Here is a 25,027-nt window from a genome sequence, read left to right as displayed (position 1 = left end):
TCCGCTCGCTCCCCTGACCATCCGGCCAGGGGAGTCTCCTTTCCGACTATTTTTTCATCTGCGACAGTATGGTCCGGCACTGATTCGCCTCGCCTTCGGCGGGTGAGATCAGCGCCAGCAGCGCGGCGGCTGGCGTCACCAGCGTCGCCAGCGCTGCCGCTACCGCGCCGCGCGCAATCAGCGGACCCGCCTTCACACCCGCGTTCGGCGACTTAAAGCTGCCGCGAACGTACAGCGGGGAACGCAGGGTGATAATACGAAAGCCCTTACTCTCCGGATCGATAGTGAGGTCCAGCTGCTCCGATGCAAAGCTGGCGGTCCCGGTGACGTTGATCAGCGCGTTTTCGGTATCAAACGCGAACACCTGCGGCCGGGCGACGCCGTTGACCACGTCGATATTGGCCGCCGCGCAGTTTACCCGCACCTCATCGTCGCCAAAGATCTGCCCGATGATATAGTTACCGACGTTCAGACCGAGGATTTCCATCAGGTTGCGGCTGATTAGCCCGTCGTTCATCAGCAGCTTCAGGTTACCGTTACTGTTGCCCAGCAGCGCGGCGACGGAGTTGCCGGTACCGCGAAGCTGCACATCGCCGTTCATTTCGCCGAGGGTTTTCTGCATCATCTCCACGTTTGGCATCAGCGCTTTCAGTTTCATGCGGCGCGCCTGCAGGTTCGCCGTCCCCTGCAGCGGTTTTTTATCCCCCTCCAGATGAATGCTGCCGGCAATGGTGCCGTTGGCCAGCCCCAGACGCAGCGGCTGCAGGCGCAGGTCGCCCCGTTCGAGGATCACGTGGGTGGAGAGGTCGCTGATGGGCAGCGTGCCGCCGTGCTCAATGCGCCGCCCTTTAAAGCGCACATCGGCATCCATCACTTGCCACTTGTCGGTTTCAAAGCGGTCATACGGCAACACTTTTCCGGCTGGCTGCGGAGAAGACTCGCCTTTACGCTGTTCGGTTTTGCTCCCTTTGCCGCCGGAGTCGACGCCGATTAGCGGCCCCAGATCCGCCAGCCTTAGCTGCCTGGACTCGAGATCGCCCTCCAGCTTAGGCCGGGGTTTGCCGGTGGTGTAGGTCAGCGAACCGTGGATATCGCTCTCGCCGATACGGCCATTAAAATCCTGATAGGCGAAGCGTGAACCGGCCTTATCCTTGAAGGTGGCCCGTAGATGCCCGTCGGTCGAAAACGCCGGCGTATCCGGCAGCAGCACGCCGGTCAGGTCGTAGAGATCGCCCAGCGAATCGCCGGAAAACTTCAACCGTAGATCGACGCCGCCGAGGTTAAGCGGGTCGCTGACCGTGCCGATAAAAGCGACCCGGGTAGTGCCGGAACGAAAATCCCCCTGCAGCGGGAACGGCGTACCTTCGCTGCGCAGCGCCAGCATACCGCCGATTTTTCCGTTACCGGTGAGCGGCTGTCCGTTGTAGCTGCCTTTCGCCTGCAGGCCGAAGACGTAATCGCCCACTTTCTGCGACTGCCCTTTCCCCTTTTCACCGGTCACTTCACTAAACGCCAGCGGCTTACCGAGCGGGTCAACCACAATCGTCAGGTCTGCGCGCGACACCTTGTCGTCGATAGCAATCTTGCCGCGGTCAAAAAGAATATTGTCGAGACGGAAAGACCAGCTGGAAGGCGGCGCATCTTTCTCAGACGCCCCCGCCGAGGCCAGGTCGAAGGTCCAGTTGTTGGTCTTCTCCGACAGTCGAATCAGTCGCACGTCGGGCTGTTCAAGCTTTATCCACGGCAGGTAGACCGTTTTGCTGAGCAGCGCCAGCGGGGCGAGCGTCGCCTCAACGCGCGGCAGGTGCACCATCGTGACCTGTGGGATATCAGGCGGGTTGCCGAGGACGATATCTTCGGCGTGAACGTGCGGCCAGGGGATCCAGCTTCGCCAGCCGCTTTCGCCGGGCTGGCGTTCCCAGACGACGCCCAGATCGCCGCGAATCGCGAACGGGCGGTTCAGCTCGGCCGACACTTTCTGATTAATCGTCGGCTTCAGGCGGTTCCAGTCAAAGGTCGCCAGCACGATAAAAAACAAAACGATCAGTATGACTATCGTTCCAAGAATAATAGCAACGGTTTTTCGGGTTCTGCTCATCCCTTCTGCACTCCTTTTGCGTATCGCCAGTCCTGAATATAGTTGAGAAACGCCAGTTGCTCCGCCGAATGAGGTTTTCGTCACATAATCCGCGCCAGGTCAAAAAAATAATGGAACGTTGTTTTAATATCATTGACCATAAAAGCGGCCCAGCGCACACTAGGGTTAATATTGATTTAATTTCAGGTCATCACTATGTCTAAGAAAATTGCCGTCATCGGCGAATGCATGATTGAGCTGTCAGAGAAAGGCGCGGCGGTAAATCGCGGCTTTGGCGGCGATACCTTAAACACTTCCGTCTACATTGCGCGTCAGACCGACGCCAGCGCGCTGGGCGTGCACTACGTAACCGCCCTGGGAACGGACACCTTCAGCCAGCAAATGCTTGAATCCTGGCAGAGCGAGAATGTCCAGACTGACCTGATTCAGCGCATGGCCGACCGGCTACCGGGCCTCTACTACATCGAAACCGACGATACCGGCGAGCGCACCTTTTACTACTGGCGTAATGAAGCCGCGGCGAAGTTCTGGCTGGAGAGCGAGCAGTCCGCGGCCATCTGTGAAGAGCTGGCGACCTTTGATTATCTGTATCTCAGCGGCATCAGCCTGGCGATCCTTAACCCAACCAGCCGCGAGAAGCTGTTGACCCTGCTGCGCGAGTGTCGGGCGAACGGCGGCAAAGTTATCTTTGATAACAACTATCGCCCGCGCCTGTGGAGCAGCAAAGAGGAGACGCAGCAGGTTTATCAGCAGATGCTGAGCTGCACCGATATCGCCTTCCTGACCCTCGATGACGAAGACGCGCTGTGGGGCGAGAAGCCGGTGGCGGAAGTGATTGCCCGCACCCATGCCGCCGGCGTGGAAGAAGTAGTGGTTAAGCGCGGCGCCGACTCCTGTCTGGTGGCGATTGCCGGACAGCCGCAGCTGGACGTCCCGGCCGTTAAGCTGCCGAAAGAGAAAGTGGTTGATACCACCGCGGCGGGCGATTCCTTCAGCGCTGGCTACCTGGCCGTGCGCCTGACCGGCGGCGATGCCGAATCTGCGGCAAAACGCGGACATCTGACCGCCAGCACGGTGATCCAGTATCGCGGCGCGATTATCCCGCGCGAGGCGATGCCGCAGTCACGGTAGCAGAAGAATCGGCGCTGCTGCTTCCCGGCTCGCGCTGCGCTTAGCCAGGCTACTGTCTGGCGCTGGCATTAACCCGGACAAAGCGCGCCTGCGCCGCCGGGAAAATCACCGGGCCAACCCCGAGCAATACGTAAAACAGATTTGCCATTAAATCACCGGATAGCCACGCTATCCGGTTTTGCTTTACTGTACGGGCGGAATATCCGTCGCTTCGTTACGCCCTTGCGCAACGTCACTGGTGCTGCTGGACGCCGCTGCGGCCGCCGGCGCTGGCGCCATCAGCTTTTCCCACGTCGCCTGCAGATCCTTCATGTTGTATTCCGGCTCGCCCTGCGGCTGCTGCAATACCAGCGCCATATCCTGCGACAGCTGCTGCCGCAGATACTGGTTCAGCATGTCGACCGTCAGCGAATTGAGAAACTCCTGGCGCAGCTTCTGATACTGCTCGGGCGCGATATCCACCACCTGATTTTGCAACGAACGCATCCGCTGGCTAATCAGGATCCAGGTATCGGTGCGCGCATAGGTGGCGAACAGCTTCTGTAGCTCGAGGTTTTTCTGCGCGATCAGGGCATCAAACTCCTCCTGCGGCAGGCCGTTATCGCGTACTTTCGCCAGCTCGCGCGCTACGGTGGTTAAGTTGGCGTTCAGGCGCTCGCCCGGCGATTCGATATTGATCGCGCACTGGGCGCGCTGATAGAGGACGCGGCAGTCAAAGCCCAGGCCGATATCCTTAATATTACTTTTGCTCAGATTCTGCTGTACGTGCCAGAACAGCGCTTCCCGGGCCAGATCGTCACGCCAGTAGCGCTGTAGCGCTACCGAGTCGCGGATCGGCTGCCACGGCGCATCCCACATCAGCGACAGCTTATCCTGGCGCACCGCATCGGTCATGATGCTGACCGGCGTCGTCGGCAACGGCGACAGCGTAGGAACCGCCACCGGCGTTTCGCGCTTGCCCTTCAGGCCGCCGAACGTTTTGTTGATTTGCTCCGCGACGCTGCGGCTGTCCACGTTGCCGACCACAATCAGGGTCATGGCATCCGGCGTGTACCACTTGTGGTAATAGTCTTTTAGCTGGGCAATATCCACCGGCTGCTTCAGCGGCGCCGCCGGATCGTGCCCCAGCATGGTGGACCCTTTCAGCCGATAGCGCCACCAGCCTTCTTTGGTATCCGTAGGCCAGGTCGCCACCATATCTTCGCCCTGCAGCGCGTGGTTGACCGCTTCCGGGGTGATCGACATTTTACCGCTGGCGCTGGCCAGCCAGCTCAGCGCTTCTTTCAGCAGATCGTTACGGTTATTCGGTAGGCTCAGGTTAAACAAACTGTAGTCATAAGAGACGATGGCGGGCGGCAGAGGACGCTTCGGGTCAATACTCTGCTGCCATAGCGAGCGGGCCTGCATGGTCGGGAGGCCGCCGTTTTGCGTCAGCGCGAGACGCGGGATAAAGTGGCTAAAGCCGCTCTGCTGAGTGCTTTCGCTCAGCGAGCCAATATTCACGGACAGGCGAACTTCGATACGATCGCTGGGACGCTGCGGGGTGGCCAGAACCTGCCACTGAAACCCGTTCGCCAGTGTCCCCTGTTGCCAGGCCGGGTCCGGCTGGAGCGCTTCTGCCTGCACATAACCGACCGTCGCCAACATCAGCAAACCACCGGTTAAGAGTCGAATTTTTGTGCCCTGCATGTGAACCCCTGATGAACATTCCTGGTTACAACAGCGGCCCACGGGAGGGCCGCCGAAAAAATATGGTGAGTTAAGTACGTCGGTTAGACCACACGGAGATGAAAATGTCGCATGTTGACGTGAAATAATCATAAGGGTCACCGCCGCGCATGCGGCAGCGACCCCTAATTATGCGCAGGAGCCCATAGTCCAGCAAGGAACTATGGGCCTAACAGATGGATTTATGAGGATAATTCGTGCGATTTGTTTACCGGCGTACGGTTATTCAGCACATCATCGAGCTGCTGTGAGTCCAGCTCTTTAACCCATTTCGCGACCACAATAGTCGCTACGCCGTTACCTACCAGGTTGGTCAGCGCGCGCGCCTCGGACATAAAACGGTCGATGCCGAGGATGAGCGCCAGACCGGCGACCGGCAAATGGCCGACGGCGGAAATCGTCGCCGCCAGGACGATAAAGCCGCTGCCCGTTACCCCCGCCGCGCCCTTCGAGGAGAGCAACAGCACCACCAGCAGGGTTATTTGATGGAAAATATCCATATGGCTGTTCGTGGCCTGAGCGATAAACACCGCCGCCATCGTCAGGTAGATTGAGGTTCCATCGAGGTTAAAGGAGTACCCCGTCGGGATCACCAGCCCCACCACCGACTTACGGCAGCCCAGCTTTTCCATCTTATCGAGCATACGCGGCAGCGCCGACTCGGATGAAGAGGTGCCCAGCACGATCAGCAGCTCTTCGCGGATATAGCGGATAAATTTAAAGATGCTGAAGCCGGTGGCTTTGGCGATTGACCCCAGCACCACCACCACAAACAGGATGCAGGTGATGTAGAAGCAGACGATCAGCTGGCCGAGCTGCACCAGCGTACCGACGCCGTATTTCCCGATGGTAAAGGCCATGGCTCCGAAAGCGCCAATCGGCGCCAGGCGCATAATCATATTGATGATGCCGAAGATCACCTGTGAGAAGCTTTCGATAACATTAAAAATCAGCTGGCCTTTGCTGCCGAGGCGGTGCAGCGCGAAACCAAACAGCACCGCAAACATCAGCACCTGCAGAATGTTGCCGCTGGCGAAAGCGCCAATCACGCTGCCGGGGATAATATCGAGCAAGAATGCCACGATCCCCTGGTCCTTCGCCTGTTCGGCGTAAACCGCCACGGCCTTCGCGTCGAGGGTCGCCGGGTCAACGTTCATTCCGGCGCCGGGTTGCACCACGTTAACGATAATCAGGCCGATGATCAGCGCAATGGTACTCACGATTTCAAAGTAGAGCAGCGCCACCGCGCCGGTGCGACCGACGGCCTTCATGCTCTCCATCCCGGCAATCCCCGTCACGACAGTACAGAAGATAACCGGGGCAATAATCATTTTAATCAGCTTAACGAAGGCATCGCCGAGGGGTTTCATCTGCGCACCCAGTTCCGGGTAAAAATGGCCCAGCAGAATACCGATCGCTATGGCCGAGAGAACCTGGACATAGAGGCTTTTAAAGAAAGAGATTTTCATAGGGTGTCCTTTGGATATAACCACAGACCGTGAGGGGGTATTGCGTCCGTGGCTTAAAAATAACACCCATGAAACATTTCAGAAATAACGAGTGATGAAATTGCAATGTAATTGTTAATTTATTTGAACTGACTCGCGTAAGCTAACAATACGTTTACAAACTTGCATCCTCTACGGCGGCGGGTAAAAAGCGAGCGATAAAAGCCTCAGGCGGCATGGCGCAGCCAAAAAGATACCCTTGCACCGTCTCGACGCCCGCCTCCTGCAGCCAGCGATACTGCTCATCGGTTTCGACGCCCTCCGCGACGATGTGCAGATTCAGCCCTCGCGCCAGTTGGATAATCGCGGGCACCATGCTGATGTCATCAGGTAGCATATCGATAAAGACTTTATCGATTTTCAGGATATCCACCGGCAGCGATTTAATATGCTGCAGTTGACGCAGGCCGGCATAGCCCATACCAAAGTCATCCAACGCGATCCGCACGCCCGCTTCACGTAGCGGACGCAGCAGGGAAATCATGGCCTGCGGGTCGTCTATTCGACGACTTTCGGTGACTTCGAGTATCAGCGTCCCTGGCGCGATACGATAGCGCGCGAGCAGCGCCAGCATTTCCGCGCCGCGATCATGATGCAGCAGCTGTAGCTGCGACACGTTGACCGATAACGGCAGCATGATCCCCTGGTTTTGCCAGGCGGCAAGCTGTCGGCAGGCCTCTTCCATCACCCAGTAGCCGACCGGAACGATCAGGCCGCAGGCTTCGATACGCTCAATCAGATCGCCCGGCAGCGACCAGCTCCCGTCAGCCTGACGCTGACGCAGCAGCGCCTCTGCACCGCAGACCTCGCCGCTGGCGGTATCCATCTGCGGCTGCAGCCAGATGGCAAACTGCTGATTATCAAGCGCCGTTAAAATATCGTGCTCTTCCATCAGGCGGCGCTGCGCTTTTTCCATCTGTTCTGGATCGAAGAACTCAATCTGATTTTTACCTTTACGCCGCGCGGTGACGGCGGCGGAAAACGCCCGGCGATAGAGCTGTTCGCCGTTAATTTCACCGTGAAACATCGCAATGCCGACGCTGGCGCAGGGGCGCAGCTGGATGCCGTGCAGCGGTAAACGTTCGCTTAAGACAGTAAGTACTTGCTTACTTAACGTCACCGCCTGCCAGGGTTCGGTAATTCCGTGGGCCAGAATCGCAAAATCGTAGCCGCTCACCTGGGCCAACACCATCTGCGTCGGGATAACCGCCCGCAGCTTTTCGACGAGCGTCAACAGTAGCATTTCGCGCTGCGTCTCTTTGAGTACGCCAGCGGTATCCTGCAGCGTTTCGCAGGCGACGATCAGCAGTGCAGACGGCTGCGGACGGGCGACGGTTTGCTCCAGCATGGCCATCAGAAAGGCTTTGTTCGGCAGCTCGGATACCGGGAAACGGGTCGACTGCAAAGAGAGCTCGTCGTGCATGCGCAGCAGCGTCTGCTGGTTGCGGTTGTAGCTACGCACCAGCATGCCGATTTCATCATCATGATGTAAACGCGGCAGCGTGAGCTGATGGCCCAAACGCTCATGCTGCGGGACATCGTTCAGCTCACGGGCGATTTTACGCAGCGGGCGGACGATCAGGCGGTTGATACACCAGGTGATCGCCACCGTCAGAATCAGCACCAAGAGTAAGTAAGCAGTCACTAACGTTGCCAGCGCGCTCATGACGAATTTATACATGCGGTAGGAATCGGCCTGCAGCACCAGATAGGCCAGCGGCTGAGGGTTCGCCGGACGTTCAAGGGAGTAAATTGGCAGTGAAATCTGCACCGGCAGTTCGAACATGCGGGTGATCGTCACCGGCACCGGGCGTTCGGGAATAAAACGCATCCGCAGCGCCTGGAACTGGTTGGGCAACACGACATCCGCCCGGCTGACGATGCCCGCGGGCTGAATACGGCTCAGAATGGCTTCCGCCTCAGGGATATCGGCTTTCAGGATAGCCGCTGACAGCGGTTCGCGAACGGAACGCGCGATGCTTTCTAACTGCGTGGCCGTGGTAAAGCGACTCTGCTGAACGAAGTGGAACAGCAGAATAGAACAGAAGACCAGTACAAACGCCATGGACACGCTCGCGACCATCGCCATCTGTTTAATTGTAAGTGAACGGCTGACGCGCAACGGGGGTTCTCCACTGAAACTGAACGTATATCCGACGAAAATCCATCCACGCCGGTCATTTTCAGGCTGATTATATACTCAAATTGTTCGCCCGCGCCCGAGGGCGCAAAGCCATGCCTTCGGGACGTTTTCCCGGAGGCGGCGCGGTGCGCCTGTCCGGGCTACAAAACCCAAAACCGCACGGACCCGTAACCGGGGGCATTCCCGGGTGGCGGCTGACGCCTTACCCGGGCTACAAAACCGTCCGGGCGACAAGTTCACCACCGCCATCGGGCCGGTAGCCTGGACAGGCGCCCCTCGCGCCGCCTCCGGGATGCAGCGCGCAGTGCAGCTTCAGCGCCACCGGAAGGGAAATCTGCGTGCCTGACCGAAGGCAACGAGTATACGCGAAGAGCGCCGTGGAGTGGCGCCCTGTCGCATAATTCAGTCTAATCTGCTACCAGTCGGCGTAAGGCACCAACGGCTGCGGTGGCATATCCATATCGCCCTGCCAGCCGGAAGCTGAATAGCGGACGTACAGCAGCGCGTGGCTCGGGGTGTAATCCTTCGCCTGCTGAATATCCACCGCCGCCCCGACAAACCAGTTGCTGGTGACCCGTCGCTCAATCAGCGCCCGCGCGGTATAGCCGACGCCGGAACTGCTGCTGCCCTCTTCCGTAAGCTGGCTGGCATCATGGCGATACTGCGAGGGAAGCAAATTGAGCAGCGGATAGCGCGCCTCGGTTTTGGTGCGCGAATGGGACCACGACACCGAGCCTCCCAGCTCCCATGACCAGTTCTCCGTCCGCTGACGCCAGGTGACCGGCACCGAGAAGGAGACATATTCCTGCGGACTGTAGTAACCGCCCTGACCCAGGGTATAGCCGCTCAGGTCTTTATCATAGTGCCAGAGCATATTGTTCAGGCCGACGGTGACCCGGCGGTTATCTTCATTAACCACTTTATAGTAGTAGCCGGTCATCCAGCGCACGCGCCAGTTGTCGGCGACGTTTTTCCCGGTCAACTGGTCGACGCCCAGCGAAGACCAGACGCCGTTGGCTTCGCCTTTATCGTAGCTCAGACTCACACCGCCGCCGTCGGCGCGCACTCCGCCCCAGCTCTTGCCGGTATGGCCGTCGTTAGGGTTATCTTTCTGCCCGCCAAAGGCCAGCAGCGAGCTGGAGATGGGGCGTCGGTGGAGGTTAACGGTGTAGCCCAGCGGGCCAACGTCGCTGCTGTAGCTCAGGCCGCCCACCACATCAACGACGTTAAAGCCCATCGGCGTAGTGCCGATATCGCCGCTCCAGGTCTCGTTCTTCCAGCCCACCGCGACGCTGGCGCCGCTATCGCTCTGGTGTTTGCTGCCGCCGGTACAGGCGATTTCGCCGCAGGTACCCCAGCTCGGCGAATAGCTGCCGTCGCTCTTCGTCGAAAAGCTCCCGGCATTCATATTCACCAGATCGGTACGGAAGAACATGCGCCCGTCGGCCAGCGGCGCGTCCACGTGCAGCATGGTGGTATGCGCTTTCAGGTCGGAATAGCCGCCGGTACCGCTGGAGCCCCAGTAATCATGTTCGAGGGTGACATTAAGATCCTGCTGACGATAAAGATCGGCGGCGTCGCTGCGGATCCCGCGTTTCAGCCAGTCATCGCTGCTATCGTTACGCGTCAGCCGCGTAAAGGTGTCGTTATCCTGCGGGCGCTCGCGGGCAACGCCGGAGGCCACCATTGCATCTTTATAGCCTTCCAGCGCCTGCTGCGGCTCGTCGTTCTGCGCCTGAAAACGCGCGGCGTCGCGCAGCACCAGCGCGCTTTCCATTGACGGCGGCTGCGCTTTCGCCTGCGGCACGATGCGGGCGAAGGTTTGCTGCGCCTGAGCGCGATCGCCCAACCCGGCCTGCGCCAGGGCGATACGCCGCTGCATATTGATAGAATCGATGTCTTCGCCCTTGAGCTGCGCCACCTGGGCGCGGGCGGCGTTTTTATCGCCATCGGCAAGATACACTTCCGCCAGGCCCAGACGCGCATCGCCGTTGTCCAGCTGCTGGCCCAGCACCCGCTGATATTGAGCAATCGCCGTCTGGCTGTCGCCGCGCTGCTGCGCCCAGTCCGCCAGCGTCAGCGCGTAGCGCACCGACGCCGGCTGCTGTTGAATCAGCGCGATGGCCCGGTCTTCCTGGCCGTCGTCGCGCAGCTGGTTTGCCTGACGCAACACGTTATCGCTTTGCAGGCGCGCCTCCAGCTCGCGGATATTGTCCGTCCACTGCCCGCGCGGCAGGGCGTTAATCTGCGCCAGCGCCCTCTCATCCTGATTATTCCCGGATAGATAGAGGCCGTAGGCGTAAACCCGGTCGGCATCGCCGGGCTGGCGGTTGACCATCGCGCGCATGATCGCATCGGCTTCGCTGCGGCTGCCCGCGCTGACCAGATCCCGCGACAGGCGGTAGGCGATCCACACGCTATCCGGGTCCAGCGCCAGCCGTCTGCGCTGCACTTCCGCCGCCTGCGCCCAGTTGCCCTGGCTCTCCAGCGCTTCGGCCTGTTTCTCCAGGCGATCGTTGATCAGGCTGCGTTCAATATCATCAATGCTGCGCCGCTGGCCCGGCGACAGGCTGGCGATATACGCGCTGGCTTTTTCCGGCGATTCGCCGCGATACAGATTCGCCAGACCGCGCACCGCCAGGCTGTTGCCGCGATCCATTCGCAGCGCGCGCTGGTAGTAACGCTCCGCCGCCGCATTTTCTTTACGCGCCGCCGCCACGTCGCCCAGCCCCAGCACCGCATAGCTATCGGTATTGTCTATACGCTGCGCCTGGGCGTAATGATTTTGCGCCTGCGCCAGCTGGCCGCTTTTCAGGGCGCTATCGCCCTGCTTAATCAGCAGCCAGTAGCGGTTAGTCTTGAGCAGGCTGTCCCACTTATCGCGGCTCGGGCTATCCGGGTCCATTTTGATGGCTTTACTCAACTGGGCGACCGCCCGCGCCCGATCGCCGCGCTGAGAATACGCCTGCCCCAATGCGCCAACCGCGTCGCTGTCTTTGGCATCCGCCCGTACGGCCTGCTGCAAATCGGCCACGGCCACCGAACCTTTCCCGGCCTTCACCGCCGCCAGCCCCTCCGCGCGATCGCGGAACGTCGGGTCTTTTAGCTGCGTCTGCTGCTGAGCGAGCAGGACGCGGGCATTCGCCGAGGTGGAACCGGTGGGAAACTGCATGAGAAAGCGCTGCAGCGCCTGCACGCTGGCCCGGCTGACCGGCATGCTTTTCACTTCGTTAAACCAGATATCCGCCGCGATACCGCGGCCCGCCGCCGAGCGCGACATCTGCTCCAGATAAGCAAATCCCTCTTCCGGCTTATTATCGCCAAACATCTGTTTCGCCAGCGCCGTTTGCAGCGAGACGTTGCCCGGCAAGCGGGCGTTAAGTTTTTTCAGCTGATTGATGCCTTCGTTATGACGGGCGGGCAGCCGCGCCACCAGCGTCCAGTACTCAATCGCCGCATCATCATCATCAGGAACGCCGTTAAACAGCTTCTCGTAAGCGACGATGGCCTCATCAACCTTCCCGGCCACGCCCAGCAGGCGCGCCTGCTGCAGCTCCTGGCGACCATCGCCGGCGCTGCTTTTCATCTCGTCGCGCGAGGCTTTCAGCTCAGGCGATTCCGGCGCCAGCTTCGCCAGACGCTCCAGCTGCTGCTTCGCGCCGGCGGTATCGCCCTGGCGGAGAAGATAACGCATCCGCGCGGCGACAACGTCCGGGTTATTGGGGTCGATCAATTCCAGGCGGTAGAGCGACTGGCGCACCAAATCCTCACGTTTGCTGGCCTCGCCGAGGCGGACCTGCTCCAGTAGATGCTCCTGAACAGGGGTAGTCGCGGCATGCGCCAGCGGCATCAGCGCGACGCCCAGGGAGAGAGTGAATAAGCTTAGTGAGAACTTGTGCATTCCTGGTTCCAGTCAGGCCGTAATTCACCGCCGGCGGTGAAACGAAAACGGTGTTGATCCCATCCCTGGCCGAAAAGGGTCAGGACCGCGCTGTAGTATGCATCCGCCCCGGGATAGTCATCGGCGACGCGCTGGCGCTGTATGGCGCGGGCATCTTCCTTCTGCAAGAACGGCAGTAACGCCGCGGAGAAGCCGACCGGGCCATTGCCGGTGGTTTTACCGGTCGCGATGTTGGTTTTTTCCGGCGGCACGCCCTGTGAAACCGTCTGAGCCGCCATCGGTTTAAAGCGCGCCAGCAGGGGGGCTTTTTGCTTATCGCCGTCATCGAGCATACCGGTCCACAGATAGACGCGGATGGCGTCATAGCTGCCGATAATCGGTTTATCCGCTTTCAGCTGCCAGCCTTTCCCTTTCTGGTAGCGCACCCAGTCAGGCGAGAAGCCTTTTGGCGCGGTCTCCAGCAGCAGACGCAGATTGTTGTCGCGTATTTTCGGCCAGGGCGCGCCAAACGCGGCAAAATAGGTTGCCAGCTGCGGCGGTAGGTAGCTGGGATTAAAACGCCAGCCGCCGTCATCGACAAAGCCGACTTTTCCCGGCAGCACCAGCGGCCCCAGCCCCGGCACCGTGGCCACTTCTTCGGCGGCAATGCGCGCCAGCAGCGCTTTGCCGACTTCCGTATAGTGAGGCGTTTGCCACAGACGTCCGGCTTCCAGCAGCGCCCAGGCTATCCACAGGTCGGAGTCCGAGGCGGAGTTGCTGTCCAGCACCGTCCACTGGTCATCGCTCTTTTTCCCCCACAGCCAGCCCGGCAGGTGCGCGCGCAGGTCGCCCTCGGCAAGGTTGTTTTGCGTCCACTCGAACAGCTTGCGGAAACCGTCGCGATCGTTAGCCGCCAGAGCAAAGAACAGCCCGTAGCTTTGCCCTTCCGAGGTGGTGATTTTTCGCGCATCGCTGGGATCGATAACCCGACCTTCGGCGCTGACGTACTCTTTTTTAAACTGCTCCCAGGCCGGCCACTGGCAGGCGGCGCTCACCTGCGCCGCCGCCAGCATCAATACCGATAACACCACACTACGTACCGCGTTCATCATCAATTACTCATCATCAAGATCGAGGCGGCGACGGCTGATAATACGCAGCATGCGCCACAGTACCCATGCCAGCAGGACGATGCTGACCGCCGCCAGAATCGCCAGCAGCACCGGATGGCTGGAGAGTGCAAACCAGATGCGTTCGAACCACGGCAGGTGGCCGATATAGTAAATATCGCCCACCCTCAGGCTGTTAACGCCCGACTCACGAATGACCGCAACGGAACCAAACATCGCCGCGCGTTTACCGCTGTCGTTAAGCGCCTGGGTCAGCAGTTCGTTGCCGCGCGGGCTGTCGGCCAGCAGCGCCACGACGCTGCGCTGATCGTTGTACGGCGACTGGAAGCCAATAATCGCCGCCATCGGCCCGGTCGACGTGACGTCGGTGCGGGTATTCGGCGTTCTGGCCTCGGTATCGGGATAGATGCTGGCCAGATCGTAGTGGCGCATCGGCATTTTCACCCAGCTTTTGGTCGCTTCAACCAGCAGGTTGATTTTCGTGTCGTCCTTCAGCGCCTGCGGAATGGAGCCAATCAGCAGCAGGTCGGCGTCTTTGTCCTTAATCTGGCCGCCGTCGTCGGTCATGCGCAGGTTAATGGCCGCCAGGCCGGTTTGCGCGCCAATGCCGCCGGCCGTCTCCAGCAGCGTGGCAACCTGGCCCTCGGTCGGCGATTTGGGCACCACGACCAGGGTATCGGCGAGATCGGCCATCCGGCTGTACGGGAAGCCCGCGTTAGCAAAGACGCGCAGATCCGGCATCGCCATAAAGTGATAGTACTTCGAGAAGTCGATGGTCGAATCATCGCCAATCACTACGTGGTTCTGCACCGGCTGGAAGGTAATACAGTTATCGATGGAGCCGCCCGGCATCGGGTTCATATACTGGAAGTCGAAGCGCAGCTGATTCATGGCGCCGAGGCGCAATGCCGGGATCGTCACTTCCGTTTTGCCGTCCAGCAGCCCCTGCAGCACCGGCAGGCGTAGTATCAGCTTATTCACATCCTGCGAGCTGTTGAGGCTGAAGGACTGTAAGAACTGATCGTTAAGGCTGATATCCATGCGCGAGCTGTCCTTAATTGGCGGCATGGTGTAGCGATAGTTCAGGTTCATATCGATGCCGTTGGCGCGCAGCAGGTAGAGGTCCGGCGGCAGGTTCAGCGCCACGTTGATGGAATCCGGCACCAGGCCGCTGGATTGCAGCTGCTGTTCGTAGGTTTTCAGCTCGGCAAAGGTCACTGCCCGATCGGTACGCACCCAGTTTGGCGCATCGTACGGTTTACGCGCCTGCAGCTGTTTGACATCGTCAACCGTCACGCTGCTGCCGCGGAACAGAATATTGCCCTGGGCTATCCCCTTCGCCGCCTGCAGCAGGTCTTTGTCATCCCGCCCGAAGACCACCAGCAGCTTGACGTACGGATTATCCGGGTGGTCGATCATTTCAATCGTCGGCGCCTTAACCGGCGGGTGCTCGCGCAGGAAGTCCGGGCGCTTATCGTTAGTCGCGAAAACAATGGCGTTACGGTCCGGCAGTTGGTTGAACTGGACCGGGAACTGCTGGCCGCGCCAGCCCGCCTTGCTGCCGAACCAGGAGGCGATAATGGCCGCCGCCTGCTGCTGCAGGACATCCGGCGCGGAGGCGAAGACCATCGGCAGCGTCAGCTGGCGGTTATCGCGCGAATCGTAGAACGGCACCGGGAAATGCGAAAGATCGTTGCGCACGTTCAGCGACTGGTAGGTTAAATCCAGATAGCTTTCGCGACCGACGTCCAGCCACAAGGTGCTGCTGGCCGGGTTTTCACACACATCGCGATAGTGGCCGACAAACTCAAGACGCACGCGGTTAAAGTCGGTGATATAGAGCGGATCGATAGGGATCTGCGCGCTGACTTTTTTGCCCAGCTGCTCTTTGGTGACCGGCAGCACGCCCATCAGCTCATCGTTAAGATACACCTTCAGCTGCGACTGCACTGGCAGCAGCGACGGAGAGGGCGTGTAGTCGAGATTCAGCAGCGCTTTCGCCACCACTTCATCGCTGCGCATGCCGAACTCTACCGAACCCTCAGGGCGCGCGCCGCGCAGCACCATGCTGCCCGGAGGCGGGGCGATTTTAGCGAAGGTCAGCTTCACGTCGCGGGTCGGGGCGTTATCCAGCACCACCACCGGCGCCGCCGGGTCGGCAAGCGTCGCCGTGGGCTGACTGTCCGCCACCGTACCGGCGATACCGGGTACCGTCGTCGTCTGCACGGCCTGCGCCGTCGGTTCCGCATACGATGCGAAGGAGGACCAGCCGCCAATGCCCACCGCTACTGCACAAATCAAAGAGAGTTTTCTGTTCATCGCATTATCATCATTGTTGAGCCATCGCCGGTTCTGCCGAGAGTGTCGCCGCAGCGCGTTCCGGACGGCGCGGAATAAACGAAACAAACCAGGCCACCAGCATGGTGAGCGAGCGGAAAATACCCTTCACCGACGGCGGGGAGAACTCCGCCAGGTGACGATATCCACGGAACCCCAGCTTCAGGATATCCAGCAGGCTTTCCATCGGCTTATCTTCCGGGAAGCTATCCTGCCAAAGCGCCCACGTATCTGCGCGGGCAAACGTACACTGTACAAAATCGATATGTTGTTGATTGCTTAACGGCAGCAGCTGTAGCCCAACCTCGCTGCCGTTGACCCGCGCAACCCGCACCGGGAAGGCGTACTCCTGCTGCCCGCGCTTCAGCAGCAGCTTGACGTGCTGGCTTTCCAGCACCTGCGCCTCGCCGTGAATTTTGACGCCGAGGCCGCCGTCGGAGTAATCATGGACGGTACAGGAAAACAGGTGCCCATCTTCGCGGGCAATCGCCGCCGGCATCGACATCTCCACGCGGTGCGATCGCCGCACCTGCTTGCTTTCAACCGAGACCGCCACCGCGCCGCCGAGGATAATCAGGTTATAGAACACCCAGATAATGCTCACCCAGACGGTCAGGATTTCGTTTTCCGGGCCGTATATAAAGCGCCAGATCCCTACCCCGACGCCGACCAGGTTCAGCAGCACGAGGTAGATATAGGGACGCGAAATCACCCAGTCGACGTACTCGTCCTCCACCAGTCCGCCTTTCGCCGTCACGTTGAATTTACCCTTATGCGGGTTAATCAACGCGACAAAGGTCGGCGGCGCGATATACCACGCCAGCACCGTTTCATAAATTTCACTCCAGAAAGAGTGGCGGTATTTGCCCTGAATCTTCGAGTTGGTCAGACTGGCGTGAATCATATGCGGCAGCACGAACAGGGCGATCATCAGGGCAGGCGCATAGATGATATAGGCGTGCAGCAGCAGAAACGCCAGCGGCGCGGTCAGGAAGATCAGCCGCGGAATACCGGATAGAAAGTGCAGCATCGCGTTGACGTAGCAGACGCGCTGCGCCAGCTTCAGCCCTTTGCCAAACAAGGGGTTATCAAGGCGGAAAATTTGTACCATCCCGCGGGCCCAGCGGATGCGCTGGCCAATATGCGCCGACAGGCTCTCCGTCGCCAGACCAGCCGCCTGCGGGATACGCATGTAGGCTGAAGTGTGCCCGCGGCGGTGCAGGCGTAGAGAAGTGTGGGCGTCTTCCGTCACCGTTTCCACGGCAATGCCGCCGATTTCATCCAGCGGGCCGCGGCGGATCACCGCGCAGGAGCCGCAGAAGAAGGTCGCATCCCACATGTCGTTCCCGTCCTGCACCAGGCCATAAAACAGCGTGCCTTCGTTCGGCGTTTTGCGAAATCGCCCCAGGTTGCGCTCAAACGGGTCCGGGGAGAAGAAGTGGTGCGGCGTCTGCATCATCGCCAGCTTCTTCTCTTTCAGGAACCAGCCCATGGTCATCTGCAGAAACGAACGGGTCGGCACGTGGTCGCAGTCGAAAATCGACACGAACTCGCCCTTGGCGTACTTCAGCGCGTTGTTGATATTGCCGGCTTTCGCGTGCTCATGGGTGGTGCGCGCAATGTAGTGCACCCCGACGTCTTTGGCGAACTGGCGGAACTCTTCGCGCCCGCCGTCGTCGAGGATCCAGATATTAAGCTTGTCCTTCGGCCAGTCGATCCCCTGCGAAGCGTAAATGGTGTTTTTCACCACGTTGAGGTCTTCGTTATAGGTCGGCACGAAAATATCGACCGTCGGCCACTGCGCCATATCCTCCGGCAGCGGGACCGGCTGACGGTTCAGCGGCCACACGACCTGGAAATAGCCCAGCACCAGCACCACCCAGGCGTAGGTTTCAGCAAACAGCAGAATTATCCCGCACACCAGGCTCACGGGGTCATCCCAGTTGAGCGTCGAGGTGTAGCGCCACCAGATGTAGCGGCAGGAGACGGTCAGCGACAGCACGATCAGCATCAGGGCCGAAAAGCGCCCAGGAATGCGCCGCACCAGCAGCGCTACGCCCCACAGGAGCAACAGGAAAATAAACTGCGAGAGCGGATTAAACGGCTGGGTAATGCAGAGCAGCGCGAGGATCAGCGAGAAAAAGGTTATTGCGCCCAGAATAAGCCGCCGTATCTTCGGATTCAGGTGCCCCAGCTCTTTATGCTTATCCAGATGGCCGGTACGGGCGTTGACCTTTTCCGGCAGCTTTTCCAGCCACTGGGCGTAGCGCCCCTGGACGCCTTCCAGCGCCGCCAGGGAACGCCAGTTAATCTTTTTATCCGGCTCCGGCACCCGCGTCGCCAGCAGCCACACGGCTTGCAGCAGGTAGCGAATCGGGTCCAGCGGGCGCGGCCGATGCGGATTAATATGCGGGAAAAACTCGCCGTGACGTTCGCGGATAGCCTGCCAGCGCGGCGTTTCCAGCGGCATAAACGCCCATGCCAATGACGCCCACAGGCAGCCCAGCGCGGCCGACAGCCACGAGGCGCCGTGCTGGCGGTAATCAAGATAGCGCTCGCTCAGCCGTTTCCCGACCGGCGGCGCCAGCAGCAGCGCGCTCAGGCGAATCATTCCGCCCCCTTCCCGGCGTAGTGCAGCAGACACCAGTTGGCAAGCGTCAGTATCTCCTCCGCCGCCAGCGAGTCCTGGCGGTATTCGCCGAGGGGCTGCTTGGCCGCCAGACACTCCGCCATCGCCTCATCACGATGGATAGTCACCGGCAAAATGCGCCGCTGGCTCTCCAGCCACAGCTGATACAAATCCTCCTGCAGCTGGCTGCCGACGCGCAGATCGTTAATCAAAATATCGCTATTGACCGGCAGCGCCTGCTGATGGAGACGAATATGGCTATTGCCGTCCGGGTGGACCACGACCAGCGTGCGGTCGCAGACGTTGATCAAGGAGCGGGTCAGCGGGGAATAACCGTCCGGCAGGTCAATCAGCAGCCAGCGGTGATCGCCCTGCTGGTGGAGCTTCTGCACGATCCCGGCCATCGGCGCCAGCGTCGGCTGGAGCCGCTCAATATTTTCGCGCTCGCCCGGCGTCAGCTGACCAAAAGGCAACAGATCGATATGCGAAGTATAGCGCAGCCCGGCGTCGCGCCAGTCGGTGCCGTCGATCGTGGCGCGCGCCCAGCCCGCTTTGTGGCTGAAATCGACGTTGAAAAAGAAGCGCAGCATGTTGTCCGGGCTGGCGTCCACCACCAGTACGGTTTCACCAAGTAACTGCAGCGCCCAGGCCAGCGCAGCGGTAATCGACGTGGTGCCAGTACCGCCGCGCACGCCCTGTAATCCCAGAATCGCCATCGATGGCTTCCTTACTTTTTCTCTGCTAATTCAGCCAGTAATGGCCAACGTTTTAGCGCCGCGGTTAACTGCTCGCGTCGGGAAATATCGTGGTAGTTAATATCAGGCAGGGAAAATGCCCGGCTTAACGCCAGGAAATCATTTTGAAAGGTGTAGCCCAAAGTCGCATCGGTGGGTACAGCAGGCTCTTTTGCTGGCATTTCTCTGTCCGTTGGAAAATACAATAAATTAAACCGAGAGGCGTAAGTTCATCCTTAAAATATGTTTACATGCTAAAACTGATGTCCTTTAATTTCAATGTTAGGTTTACTCTGACGCTTTCGCTAGTAAACTAATCAAGTGTAAATCAAGTCTCACGAGGGACGCCGTGGATATCGTATATTCTTTGGGTATTTCATCATTATGGGACGAAGTATGCCATATGCCCGTGGGTGGAGTATGGTGGCTGAATGTCGACCGCCATGCCGACGCGGTAAGCCTGCTCAACCATACGCTGGCTGCCCAGGATAAACAGAGCCAGGTTGCAGCGATAGTCATGGGCGAGAACCCCAATAAAATCATTGCACCTGGGAAAGATCGCGGCCCAGAAAAGATCGCATTATTTAGCATGCCGAACCGCTTTGAGGGGCTGGCAGAAATGCACCGTGATTTAGTTTGCTCCCTCGAACCTGGCAATTATTTGTTTATTCTGCTATGCGCTGAAAATGCCTGGCAGAATATAAAAAGCGAAGATCTATGCAATTGGGTTGAAAAATCATATCGCTGGACTAATTATCATCGTTGTTCATTATTAGTACTTAATTCCGGGCACGATATCGATAAGCAACTCTCCCCTTTACTACGCGAGTACCGCTCGCTTTCCGGCCTGGCAAGTATTCGTTTCCAGGGGGATAACCACCTGTTCGATATCGCCTGGTGGGGGAGTGAAAAAGGCATCAGCGCCCGGCAGCAGCTCATTATTCTCCAGGATGAGAACGGCTGGCGGCTGGCGCAGGATGAAGAAACGGTGGTGCAGCCGCGCAGCGATGAGAAAGTCATTCTCAGCAATCTGCGCGTACTGGAGGGGGCGCCCGCGCTTTCTGAATACTGGACGCTGTTCGATACCAACGACGCCGTTTTCAACGCCGGGAGGATGGCGCAGGCGGCAACGCTGATCTTCTCCATTACCCAGAATGAGCAGATTGAACAGCTGGGACGCTATATCCATACCCTGCGCCGACAGCGCGGCAGCGCGCTAAAAATTGTCGTCCGCGAACAAACGCCAAGCCTGCGCGCCACCGATGAACGCCTGCTGCTGAGCAGCGGCGCCAATATGGTTATTCCCAGCGGCGCGCCGCTATCCCGCTGCCTTACGCTTATAGAAAGCGTTCAGAAACAGCAATTTACCCGCCATATCCCGGAAGATTTTAATACTCTGCTGACCTGGAGCCAGCCGCTAAAACTGCGCGGCTACCAGAAATGGGAGGCCTTCTGCGAAGCGGTGCACAATATTATGGCCAACACCATGCTGCCCGCCGATGGCAAAGGCGTGATGGTGGCCCTGCGCCCGGCGCCCGGCCTGCGCGTAGAGCAGGCGCTGACCCTGTGTAAGCCCAACCGCATGGGCGACATTATGACCATCGGTAACAATCGCCTGGTGCTGTTCCTGTCATTTTGCCGGGTGAACGACCTGGACACCGCGTTAAACCATATTTTCCCTTTACCAACCGGCGATATTTTTTCTAACCGTATGATTTGGTTCGAAGATAAACAGATAACGGCTGAAATCATGCAGATGCGCGGAATTCTGCCGGAGAACTGGAATACGCCGCTGCCTGTCTCGCTTGGCAAAAATGAAACCATCAACGCGACCCATGACGGGCGAAGCTGGCGGCGAAATCCCGAGCCGCACCGTCTGTCCATTGATGGGGAGCCAACCTTATGATGTCAATCGCCGATATTATTCAGCTGGTCGTCCTGTGCGCCCTGCTGTTCTTCCCGCTGGGATATCTGACGCGCCACTACCAGCGGCGTATTCGCACCACCTTAAGACTGATGTTCTTTAAACCCCGTTATGTCAAACCGGCTGGCGTGCTGCGCCGGGAAGCGGCATCCAGGCAAGGCAAATCAACGAAATGACCAAACCCAAAACACCCACCGCGTCGCTTCCGCTCTGGCGGTACTGGCGAGGCTTATCTGGCTGGAACTTCTACTTTCTGGTGAAGTTCGCTTTGCTATGGGCGGGATACCTCAATTTTCATCCCATGTTAAACCTGGTGTTTCTGGCCTTCCTGCTGGTGCCGATTCCACAGTATAAGCTGCACCGCATCCGCCACTGGATAGCGATCCCGCTGGGCTTTATGCTGTTCTGGCACGACACCTGGCTGCCCGGACCGGAAAGTATTGCCAGCCAGGGCTCGCAGATTGCCGGCTTTAGCGCCGACTATATCTGGGATTTGGTGACCCGCTTTATTAACTGGAATATGGTCGGCGCGTTCTTCGTGCTGCTGGTTTTATGGCTGTTTATCAGCCAGTGGCTGCGGGTGACGGTTTTCGTCTCCGCAATCATGGTCTGGCTGGTCGTCAGCCCGCTGCTGCCCTCTTTCACTCTTTGGCCGGCAGGTCAGCCAACGGCAGCGGCGGCGAACACCGCCGCGAATACGACCGGCGGTACGGCCATCGCGACCAATACCGCGCCGGCGAATAACGATATTCCGCCGCAAACCGAGCCGCCGACGTCAACCAATCTGACCAACTGGCTGAACGCCTTTTATGCTTCCGAGCAGAAACGTAAAACCACTTTCCCGGACGCGCTTCCGGCCGATGCTCAGCCGTTCGATGTCCTGATTATCAATATCTGCTCGCTCTCATGGTCAGATATTGAATCGGCCGGGCTGACGGACCATCCGCTGTGGAAGCATTTCGACCTGCTGTTCAAAAACTTTAACTCGGCGACCTCCTACAGCGGCCCGGCGGCGGCGCGTCTGCTGCGCGCCAGCTGCGGCCAGCTCTCGCACGCCAACCTCTACCAGCCGTCAGGCAGCGAATGCTATCTGTTTGAAAACCTCGCGAAGCTGGGCTTTACCCAGCAGCTGATGCTCGGTCACAACGGTATCTTCGGCGACTTCCTGAAAGAGCTGCGCTCGCTGGGTGGTATCCAGAGCCCGCTGATGGATCAATCCGGCCTGCCGGTGATTCTGCAGGGCTTTGACGGCTCCCCGGTCTATGACGACCAGGCAACGCTGAACCGCTGGCTGCAGACGCTGGATAAGCTGAATACGCCGCGTACGGCGACCTTCTACAACACGCTGCCGCTGCATGACGGCAACCACTATCCGGGCCAGAGCAAAACCGCGGACTATAAAGCCCGTGCGCAGAAGTTCTTCGATGAGCTGGACAGTTTCTTCACCGAGCTGGAGAAATCGGGACGTAAGGTGCTGGTCATCGTTGTACCGGAACACGGCGCGGCGTTGAAAGGCGACAAAATGCAGGTTTCCGGCCTGCGCGATATTCCCAGTCCTTCCATCACCAACGTTCCGGCGGCGGTGAAATTCTTCGGCATTAAAGCGCAACATCCCGATGCGCCGATAATCATCAACCAGCCAAGCAGCTACCTGGCGATTTCGGAGCTGGTGGTTCGCGCCCTCGACGGCAAGATGTTTGACGAAAACGACATCAACTGGCAGCAGTATATTGCCAACCTGCCGCAGAGCGCGGCGGTGTCGGAAAACTCCAACGCCATCGTCATTCAGTACCAGGGGAAACCGTATGTTCAGCTGAACGGCGGCAGCTGGGTGCCTTATCCGCAGTAAACGAAAAAGGCCGCAGGATTTTACCCCTGCGGCCCCGTTCGGGCGCATGCTGCCACTAAGGCAGGCAGATACCCACCGGCTGGCTACTTGCGGTTATCCATCCAGCTCACGATCATGCTGACCAGAATGCCAGCAATCACCGGAGCCGCCAGATCGTCCCACAGCACCATGCCCAACTGAGCGAGCGTCATACAGCCGCCTTGTTGCAATGGCAACCGTTCGCGGCTATCCTCGAATGGTCTAGATGCGAGGTTAGCCCCCGATACGTTGCCAGGTTGATACCAAACAACGTGCGGGGGTTTTCTCTTTCCAGCAACCCATCTCTCTATGCCGCCGGGGTTCAAGCCCCCGCAACATTGCGCCTCACCGGGCGAACCCGGCTTGCCGATGATTCTACTGCTCCGCCCCGGTACCCGCACTCCCCCATTACGCAGCGTGCGAAGCGCATTCCAGGATCGTTTTTGTTTCAGCAATACAACGAAAAAGGCCGCAGGATTTTACCCCTGCGGCCCCGTTCGGGCGCATGCTGCCACTAAGGCAGGCAGATACCCACCGGCCGGTTACTTGCGGTTATCCATCCAGCTCACGATCATGCTGACAAGAATGCCGGCAATTACCGGAGCCGCCAGATCGCCCCACAGCACCATGCCCAACTGAGCGAGCGTCATACAGCCGCCTTGTTGCAATGGCAACCGTTCGCGGCTATCCTCGAATTGTTGAGGTTCGAGAGTAGCCCCCGAAACGTTGCCAGGTTGATACCGAACAACGTGCGGGGGTTTTTCTCTTTCCAGCAACCATCTCTCTATGCCGCCGGGGTTCAAGCCCCCGCAACATTGCGCCTCACCGGGCGAACCCGGCTTGCCGATGATTCTACGGCGCTCTTCCGATTTCAGCACCCGGCCCTGGCGCGTTATTCGAGGCGCCTTCCACAGTTTACGACTGGTCTTTATTTGCCAGCCATACCAGCAGCTTCAGGCTGGCGGAATAATAGTCGTCCTGGGCACTAATCTGCGGCTCGGCCTGCGCTTCGCCAAGGGTTAAATCGCGTACCGCCAGTAGCCCGCCGGTCATAAACCACGGCGCCACTTCATCGGTATTGACGTTGATCCACGCCGGCGTTTGCAGACGCGGATAGCGCTGGAACCAGTTTTTCCATGGCGTCAGCAGGCTGCTTTTCGGGTCGTTCCAGTAAACATACAGCGGAATACGGATCGCATCGAAGCTCATCCGCGTCGGCCACTCTTTTGCCGGCTCCATCCTGCCGTCCGCTCTTAAGGCGACCCAGTCGCTGGGAAGCTGAGATGTCCCCCACGCCATTTTCCCCAGCAGCGCCTGACCATCGCTTTGCAGCTTTCGCCAGGCGGTTAAATGCGTCCGCGCGGCGAAGGCCTGCCATGCCGGAAAGATAAAGTAGGAGGGATTAAGGTTCAGATGATCGTTGAGATAGAATCCCTTCGCGCCCGGAAGCATGACCTGACGGCCGGCGAAGGTGACCACCGTGGACTTCAGTAGCGAAGCGGTTATCGCATCCGACGCGCTGCCGTAGGATTTTTCATGCCACTGCTGCTGCGCGCGCAGCAGCGCCCAGGCAATCAGGGTATCGCCATCGGTGGCATCGTTTTTATCCGCCACCGGATTAGGCGCCACCGGATTATAGCGCCAGTAAAATAGCCCGTTTTCTTTGTTACGCAGCGTTTTATCGGTCCACTGCCATAGCTTGTCAAAGGCGGGGCGATCGTTATTGGCCACCGCTAATAGCATGGCAAAACCTTGCCCTTCGGTATGAGAGACGTTGCCATTGCCGGTATCAATAATGCGCCCGTCCGGCATCATAAAACGCGATTTATAGCTTTCCCACGCCGTATCGGCCCACGCGTGGGGAAGCATCATCATCGTCGTCACCACGACTGTCGCTAAAGCACGCAAGGACATAAAT

17 protein-coding genes are annotated in these 25,027 nt (G+C 59.1%); 4 read left to right on the top strand and 13 right to left on the bottom strand.

Annotation, left to right across the window (positions count from 1 at the left end; genetic code table 11):
* Positions 1 to 46: 46 nt before the first annotated feature.
* Positions 47 to 2,098: an AsmA family protein gene (locus tag GUC22_RS01220; RefSeq protein ID WP_160183323.1), complete on the bottom strand. Its 2,052-nt coding sequence runs from the start codon at positions 2,096 to 2,098 to the stop codon at positions 47 to 49.
* A gap of 195 nt (positions 2,099 to 2,293) precedes the next feature.
* On the opposite strand from GUC22_RS01220, the gene GUC22_RS01215 reads away from it, so the two are divergent.
* Positions 2,294 to 3,229: a sugar kinase gene (locus tag GUC22_RS01215; RefSeq protein ID WP_004134245.1), complete on the top strand. Its 936-nt coding sequence runs from the start codon at positions 2,294 to 2,296 to the stop codon at positions 3,227 to 3,229.
* Positions 3,230 to 3,412: 183 nt separating this feature from the next.
* On the opposite strand, the gene GUC22_RS01210 is transcribed toward GUC22_RS01215, so the two are convergent.
* The 9 genes from GUC22_RS01210 to bcsR form a co-directional block, all read right to left on the bottom strand.
* Positions 3,413 to 4,918: a M16 family metallopeptidase gene (locus GUC22_RS01210; RefSeq protein WP_024359775.1), complete on the bottom strand. Its 1,506-nt coding sequence runs from the start codon at positions 4,916 to 4,918 to the stop codon at positions 3,413 to 3,415.
* A gap of 221 nt (positions 4,919 to 5,139) precedes the next feature.
* The gene (locus GUC22_RS01205; protein WP_004126321.1) at positions 5,140 to 6,426 is read right to left on the bottom strand and encodes a dicarboxylate/amino acid:cation symporter; all 1,287 of its coding nucleotides are present in this window, start codon (positions 6,424 to 6,426) and stop codon (positions 5,140 to 5,142) included.
* A gap of 154 nt (positions 6,427 to 6,580) precedes the next feature.
* Positions 6,581 to 8,587 carry a biofilm formation regulator HmsP gene (hmsP, locus tag GUC22_RS01200; RefSeq protein WP_049130641.1) on the bottom strand — a complete coding sequence of 669 codons (2,007 nt, stop codon included), beginning with the start codon at positions 8,585 to 8,587 and terminating at the stop codon, positions 6,581 to 6,583.
* A gap of 436 nt (positions 8,588 to 9,023) precedes the next feature.
* Positions 9,024 to 12,509 (bottom strand): cellulose synthase complex outer membrane protein BcsC, encoded by a 3,486-nt coding sequence (gene bcsC, locus GUC22_RS01195; RefSeq protein WP_160183322.1) that lies wholly within the window; start codon positions 12,507 to 12,509, stop codon positions 9,024 to 9,026.
* Positions 12,491 to 13,600, bottom strand: a complete 1,110-nt coding sequence (bcsZ, locus tag GUC22_RS01190) for a cellulose synthase complex periplasmic endoglucanase BcsZ (RefSeq protein ID WP_024359772.1) — start codon at positions 13,598 to 13,600, stop codon at positions 12,491 to 12,493. The genes bcsC and bcsZ overlap by 19 nt, the downstream gene beginning before the upstream one ends.
* Positions 13,601 to 13,603: 3 nt before the next feature.
* The gene (bcsB, locus tag GUC22_RS01185; RefSeq protein ID WP_049131694.1) at positions 13,604 to 15,937 is read right to left on the bottom strand and encodes a cellulose biosynthesis cyclic di-GMP-binding regulatory protein BcsB; all 2,334 of its coding nucleotides are present in this window, start codon (positions 15,935 to 15,937) and stop codon (positions 13,604 to 13,606) included.
* Between the two features lie 10 nt (positions 15,938 to 15,947).
* The gene (bcsA, locus tag GUC22_RS01180; RefSeq protein ID WP_064371542.1) at positions 15,948 to 18,566 is read right to left on the bottom strand and encodes a UDP-forming cellulose synthase catalytic subunit; all 2,619 of its coding nucleotides are present in this window, start codon (positions 18,564 to 18,566) and stop codon (positions 15,948 to 15,950) included.
* The gene (gene bcsQ, locus GUC22_RS01175; protein ID WP_024359769.1) at positions 18,563 to 19,300 is read right to left on the bottom strand and encodes a cellulose biosynthesis protein BcsQ; all 738 of its coding nucleotides are present in this window, start codon (positions 19,298 to 19,300) and stop codon (positions 18,563 to 18,565) included. Before bcsQ ends, bcsA begins: the two co-directional genes overlap by 4 nt.
* 11 nt (positions 19,301 to 19,311) lie before the next feature.
* On the bottom strand, positions 19,312 to 19,500 hold the full coding sequence (gene bcsR, locus GUC22_RS01170; RefSeq protein WP_004126335.1) for a cellulose biosynthesis protein BcsR: 189 nt from the start codon (positions 19,498 to 19,500) through the stop codon (positions 19,312 to 19,314).
* A gap of 167 nt (positions 19,501 to 19,667) precedes the next feature.
* Here bcsR and bcsE point away from each other — a divergent pair, with 167 nt between their 5' ends.
* Genes bcsE through bcsG form a run of 3 tightly spaced genes read left to right on the top strand, consistent with a single transcriptional unit; the run spans position 19,668 to position 23,091 of the window.
* A complete protein-coding gene (bcsE, locus tag GUC22_RS01165) occupies positions 19,668 to 21,224 on the top strand; it encodes a cellulose biosynthesis protein BcsE (protein WP_024359768.1) in 1,557 nt (518 codons plus the stop codon).
* Positions 21,221 to 21,418: a cellulose biosynthesis protein BcsF gene (gene bcsF / locus GUC22_RS01160; RefSeq protein WP_004106715.1), complete on the top strand. Its 198-nt coding sequence runs from the start codon at positions 21,221 to 21,223 to the stop codon at positions 21,416 to 21,418. Before bcsE ends, bcsF begins: the two co-directional genes overlap by 4 nt.
* Positions 21,415 to 23,091: a cellulose biosynthesis protein BcsG gene (gene bcsG / locus GUC22_RS01155; protein ID WP_154955112.1), complete on the top strand. Its 1,677-nt coding sequence runs from the start codon at positions 21,415 to 21,417 to the stop codon at positions 23,089 to 23,091. Before bcsF ends, bcsG begins: the two co-directional genes overlap by 4 nt.
* A gap of 83 nt (positions 23,092 to 23,174) precedes the next feature.
* Here the strand turns inward: bcsG and GUC22_RS01150 are convergent, their stop codons facing one another.
* From GUC22_RS01150 to GUC22_RS01140, 3 genes are all read right to left on the bottom strand, one after another.
* Positions 23,175 to 23,282, bottom strand: a complete 108-nt coding sequence (locus GUC22_RS01150) for a type I toxin-antitoxin system toxin Ldr family protein (protein ID WP_004132660.1) — start codon at positions 23,280 to 23,282, stop codon at positions 23,175 to 23,177.
* 369 nt (positions 23,283 to 23,651) lie between these two features.
* The gene (locus GUC22_RS01145) at positions 23,652 to 23,759 is read right to left on the bottom strand and encodes a type I toxin-antitoxin system toxin Ldr family protein (protein WP_049089316.1); all 108 of its coding nucleotides are present in this window, start codon (positions 23,757 to 23,759) and stop codon (positions 23,652 to 23,654) included.
* Between the two features lie 265 nt (positions 23,760 to 24,024).
* The gene (locus tag GUC22_RS01140; protein ID WP_032711096.1) at positions 24,025 to 25,023 is read right to left on the bottom strand and encodes a glycosyl hydrolase family 8; all 999 of its coding nucleotides are present in this window, start codon (positions 25,021 to 25,023) and stop codon (positions 24,025 to 24,027) included.
* Positions 25,024 to 25,027: the final 4 nt, after the last annotated feature.

This window comes from Klebsiella sp. MPUS7 (genome assembly GCF_009905335.1).
Classification (GTDB): Bacteria; Pseudomonadota; Gammaproteobacteria; order Enterobacterales; family Enterobacteriaceae; genus Klebsiella; species Klebsiella grimontii.
This window is presented reverse-complemented; position numbering and strand designations above follow the sequence as displayed.

What these genes read in the sequence shown, in the direction of transcription:
- bcsA (WP_064371542.1), bottom strand. Translation starts at nt 18,566, where the DNA reads ATGATTCGCCTGAGCGCGCTGCTGCTGGCGCCGCCGGTCGGGAAACGG.
- bcsR (WP_004126335.1), bottom strand. Translation starts at nt 19,500, where the DNA reads ATGCCAGCAAAAGAGCCTGCTGTACCCACCGATGCGACTTTGGGCTAC.
- bcsQ (WP_024359769.1), bottom strand. Translation starts at nt 19,300, where the DNA reads ATGGCGATTCTGGGATTACAGGGCGTGCGCGGCGGTACTGGCACCACG.
- GUC22_RS01145 (WP_049089316.1), bottom strand. Translation starts at nt 23,759, where the DNA reads ATGACGCTCGCTCAGTTGGGCATGGTGCTGTGGGGCGATCTGGCGGCT.
- GUC22_RS01210 (WP_024359775.1), bottom strand. Translation starts at nt 4,918, where the DNA reads ATGCAGGGCACAAAAATTCGACTCTTAACCGGTGGTTTGCTGATGTTG.
- bcsZ (WP_024359772.1), bottom strand. Translation starts at nt 13,600, where the DNA reads ATGATGAACGCGGTACGTAGTGTGGTGTTATCGGTATTGATGCTGGCG.
- GUC22_RS01220 (WP_160183323.1), bottom strand. Translation starts at nt 2,098, where the DNA reads ATGAGCAGAACCCGAAAAACCGTTGCTATTATTCTTGGAACGATAGTC.
- GUC22_RS01150 (WP_004132660.1), bottom strand. Translation starts at nt 23,282, where the DNA reads ATGACGCTCGCTCAGTTGGGCATGGTGCTGTGGGACGATCTGGCGGCT.
- GUC22_RS01205 (WP_004126321.1), bottom strand. Translation starts at nt 6,426, where the DNA reads ATGAAAATCTCTTTCTTTAAAAGCCTCTATGTCCAGGTTCTCTCGGCC.
- bcsC (WP_160183322.1), bottom strand. Translation starts at nt 12,509, where the DNA reads ATGCACAAGTTCTCACTAAGCTTATTCACTCTCTCCCTGGGCGTCGCG.
- bcsF (WP_004106715.1), top strand. Translation starts at nt 21,221, where the DNA reads ATGATGTCAATCGCCGATATTATTCAGCTGGTCGTCCTGTGCGCCCTG.
- GUC22_RS01215 (WP_004134245.1), top strand. Translation starts at nt 2,294, where the DNA reads ATGTCTAAGAAAATTGCCGTCATCGGCGAATGCATGATTGAGCTGTCA.
- bcsG (WP_154955112.1), top strand. Translation starts at nt 21,415, where the DNA reads ATGACCAAACCCAAAACACCCACCGCGTCGCTTCCGCTCTGGCGGTAC.
- GUC22_RS01140 (WP_032711096.1), bottom strand. Translation starts at nt 25,023, where the DNA reads ATGTCCTTGCGTGCTTTAGCGACAGTCGTGGTGACGACGATGATGATG.
- bcsB (WP_049131694.1), bottom strand. Translation starts at nt 15,937, where the DNA reads ATGAACAGAAAACTCTCTTTGATTTGTGCAGTAGCGGTGGGCATTGGC.